Genomic DNA, 3,577 nt, shown 5'->3' with positions numbered 1-3,577 from the left:
CCTTCGTCGTACATGTTCCCCCAGCCCCCACGCCGGAAAGCGCAAACGTGACCTCGGCACTGACCATCCTCTCCCAAGCCCTCGTGTACGCCCTGCCGCAGCGCTGGATCGCGAGGCTTCTGCGCTACCCCGAAGCCGTGAAATTCCTCCTGATCGCAACAGCGGGCACCATGGCCACGACGACACTGTTTTCGATCCTGAAATGGACGGCGCTCACAGACAATCCGGTCACAGCGCACATGCTCGCCGCACTGATCTCCGCCGTGTACGCATACATCCTGTGCCTGGCATGGTCGTTCGCCGACATCGATCATGCAAGCGGAGGACGCTGGGCAGCAACCTTTTTCGCCCTCATGGCAGTCTCCATCACTCTCGGTGCCATTCCCCTCTGGATTGCCCGATACCACTGTCGACGGCCATCGTAAGCTCCCCACTGGCGGCCATTTATGGCGCATTTTGTGGCCATGGTTTCTCCCCGCGTACGGCCAGATAGTTCCCCACCTGCTGTGAGTCAGATTCGGTCCCGGCAACGCTGGGTGGATGAAATCGAGCAGGGAGATCATGGAAATTTTGGAGGCGTACGACCTCACGGGTAGTTATCGGGCGGCGGCGGAGCTGGTTGGGTGTGATCACCACACGGTGGCCCGGTATGTGCAGATGCGCGCTGCGGGGCAGCCGCCGGACCGCCGGCGGCATCGAGCGCGGGCGATCGACGACTTTCTGCCGAAGATCGAGGAGTTGGTGGTCCGCTCGCAGGGCAAGGTCCGCGCGGATGTCATCCACGAACGGATCGTCGCGCTCGGGTTCACCGGCGGTGAGCGGACCACGCGCCGGACGGTCGCGGAGGCGAAGGCCCAGTTTCGGGCTGGTCGGCGGCGAGTGTATCGGCCGTGGGTAACCGAACCTGGGCTGTGGTTACAGTACGACTTCGGTGACGGGCCAACGATTTCCGGCCGGAAGACGACGTTGTTCTGCGCATGGTTGGCGTGGTCGCGATTTCGGGTGGTGATCCCGATCTGGGACAAGACATTGCCGACGGTGGCGGCGTGTTTGGATGCGACATTCCGCCGCTTGGGCGGGGTTCCGGTCTATGTCCTCACCGACAACGAGAAGACCGCGACGATCGATCACGTGGCCGGGATCGCGGTCCGCAATCCGGAGATCGTGGAGGTGGCACGGCATTACGGCACGACGCTGCGGACGTGTTTACCTGCTGATCCGGAGTCGAAGGGAGGAAGTGAGGCGACGGTGCGGATCGCCAAAGCCGACCTGTTGCCGAAGGAGGTGAACCTGCGCGAGCAGTATCACTCTTTCGGTGAGCTCGAGTCGGCTTGCCGGCAGTTCTGCACCGACGTCAACACCCGCGTCCACAGCTCTACTCGGCGGCGGCCGGTCGAGCGGCTGGCCGAAGAGTTGCAGCGGCTGCATCCGCTGCCGAAATCTCCGTTCACCGCGGTGTTCGGCACCACCCGGCGGGTGAACTGGGAGTCGACGATCTCGGTGGAAGGGGTGCGGTATTCGGTGCCGCACACGTTGATCGACACTCGGGTCTGGGCCCGCTTCCATGGTGAGGAGCTGATCGTGACCGCCGTCGACAATGATGGCGGTGCAGTCGAAGTCGCGCGGCACCGCCGCGGCCAACCCGGTTCACCGGTCCTCGACAACGACCACTACCCACCCCGCCCAGACCGCGACGCCGCCGACCGGGTGCCCAAGCCTCGTACCGCCGCCGAGCTCGCCTTCCTACAGTTGGGCCAGGGTGCCAACAGCTGGCTGGTCGAGGCTGCCGCCGCGGGAGCGCGCCGCATCAGGGCGAAGATGGCCGAAGCCGTGGACCTTTCGAAGCTGCACTCCCCGGACGCAGTCGACAGAGCGTTGGGGACGGCAGCGATGACCGGCCGGTTCGCCGATCGGGACCTGATCTCGATCCTCGACTACCAAGTCACCCACGAACACGCTGATCCGGTCCGTCGCAGCGAGAACCACACTCTGCAACCGGGCACCGCCGCCTGGTCCACCTTCGGCCAGACACCAGCGCCGGCCAGCCCAGCCACTACTGACGATGAAAGCGATGACGCCTGATGAGCACCCCTTTGCGCACTGTTACCAGCGCTAACGGCGACCCGTTGGCCGAGGCGATCGACCTGACTAAACGCCTGAAACTGCCCCATATCCGCAGGTCCTTGAGCGATATCATCCCGACCGCGAAAGCCCAACGCTGGGACCCCGCCGAAGTCGTGCGGGTTCTCCTCGCTGAGGAAGCCGCCGGCCGGGACCGGGCGAACCTGCACACTCGCCGCAAACGCGCGGGTTTCCCTACCGGCAAGACCTTCGGCGACTGGGACGAAACGAAATCGTCGATTCCCCGCGCCACCCAGGACGCGCTCCGCACCCTGGAGTGGGTCGGGCGGCGTGAATGTTTCTGCGTCTGTGGGCCTTCGGGAACTGGCAAGTCTCACTTCACCGAGGCACTCGGGCAGGCCGCAGTCGAAGCTGGGCTGGCGGTGTCTTGGTTCACCATCGAAGACCTCGGTGCCCTGGTCCGCCGGCACCGTGCCGACGACTCCATCGCCCGAGCCCTGACGAGGATCATCCGCTCCGACCTGATCATCGTCGACGACATCGGTCTGCTCCCGGTCTCTGAAGACGCCGCCGAAGGATTCTATCGCCTCGTCGACGCTGCCTACGAACGCCGAGCGATTGCCGTCTCGAGCAACCTGCACCCCTCCGGCTTCGACGAGATCATGCCCAAAACATTGGCCACCGCCACCGTTGACCGGCTCCTGCACCATGCGCACGTCGTCGTCACCGACGGCGACTCCTTCCGCCTCACCGAAGCCACCACCGGCAAGGGGGTGAAGCCCTTCAGCTAACCCAAATCAGAAAGCGGGTGGGGAAAAACAACTGGCCGCCACCGGGGAGAACCCGTGGCCACCAGCGGGGAGAACTACTGGCCGCCTACGGGGAGAACTTCGTGGCCATTGACATACCACCTGGAATTGAGGGAACCCCACGTGCATGCCCTCACTGAAACCGCAAGCGATTTCGTCGCGAGCACCGTGGTCGGTGCCTTTCTCTCGACGTGGTTCCTCTGGCACGCGTGGCAGCGAGTTCGCTCGACTTCGGCCGCGGACTTCGACGCCGCTGCCGTCCCGGCGACGGAGAGGCTCGACCCACCGGCCTGACCACCCATCCGCCACCTCACCGGAAACCACTCCAGGTGTGAACTCATGAAAGTGACGGCATGACCATCACATCCGATGCATCGACCCGCCTCCACGCACTCAGCGAATGGATCAACGACCATCCCACCGCCACGTTCGTGGTTTTGTTCGTCCTTGCCGTACTGCTGGTAGTCCTCGCAGTATGGGCAATCTTTCGCTGAATCACCTCAGCTGGCCCCGCAGCCCAGGGGTTCGTCGAGCGTAGATGCCGGCACTGCAGTTGTAATCAGGTGGCAGGCTCGGTGATCGTTGCTGGTGGAACCGCGAAGAGGCGATCGAGGTGGTAGGTGATTACTTCGGTGGCTCGATCTATGGAGCGCTGACCGACCAGGATGCTCGTGCCCAGACCGTTG

Annotated in this window: 4 protein-coding genes; all 4 read left to right on the top strand. The window is 64.1% G+C overall.

Annotation, left to right across the window (positions count from 1 at the left end):
- Positions 1 to 425: GtrA family protein (locus tag ACFYZS_RS40420; protein ID WP_389024584.1), on the top strand; the 425-nt coding region annotated here is incomplete at its 5' end.
- Positions 426 to 540: 115 nt separating this feature from the next.
- Positions 541 to 2,082, top strand: coding sequence for an IS21-like element IS1415 family transposase (istA, locus tag ACFYZS_RS40415; RefSeq protein ID WP_389024581.1), 1,542 nt, complete (start codon positions 541 to 543; stop codon positions 2,080 to 2,082).
- Positions 2,082 to 2,873, top strand: a complete 792-nt coding sequence (gene istB, locus ACFYZS_RS40410; RefSeq protein ID WP_003944771.1) for an IS21-like element IS1415 family helper ATPase IstB — start codon at positions 2,082 to 2,084, stop codon at positions 2,871 to 2,873. The genes istA and istB overlap by 1 nt, the downstream gene beginning before the upstream one ends.
- Positions 2,874 to 3,244: 371 nt before the next feature.
- A complete protein-coding gene (locus ACFYZS_RS40405; protein ID WP_003944648.1) occupies positions 3,245 to 3,385 on the top strand; it encodes a hypothetical protein in 141 nt (46 codons plus the stop codon).
- Positions 3,386 to 3,577 lie beyond the last annotated feature (192 nt).

The sequence above is a fragment of the Streptomyces sp. NPDC001903 genome (assembly GCF_042891345.1).
Taxonomy (GTDB): Bacteria; Actinomycetota; Actinomycetes; order Streptomycetales; family Streptomycetaceae; genus Streptomyces.
This window is presented reverse-complemented; position numbering and strand designations above follow the sequence as displayed.

Excerpts from the sequence above, each read along its gene's own strand:
- ACFYZS_RS40405 (WP_003944648.1), top strand. The coding sequence starts at position 3,245 with ATGACCATCACATCCGATGCATCGACCCGCCTCCACGCACTCAGCGAA.
- istA (WP_389024581.1), top strand. The coding sequence starts at position 541 with ATGAAATCGAGCAGGGAGATCATGGAAATTTTGGAGGCGTACGACCTC.
- istB (WP_003944771.1), top strand. The coding sequence starts at position 2,082 with ATGAGCACCCCTTTGCGCACTGTTACCAGCGCTAACGGCGACCCGTTG.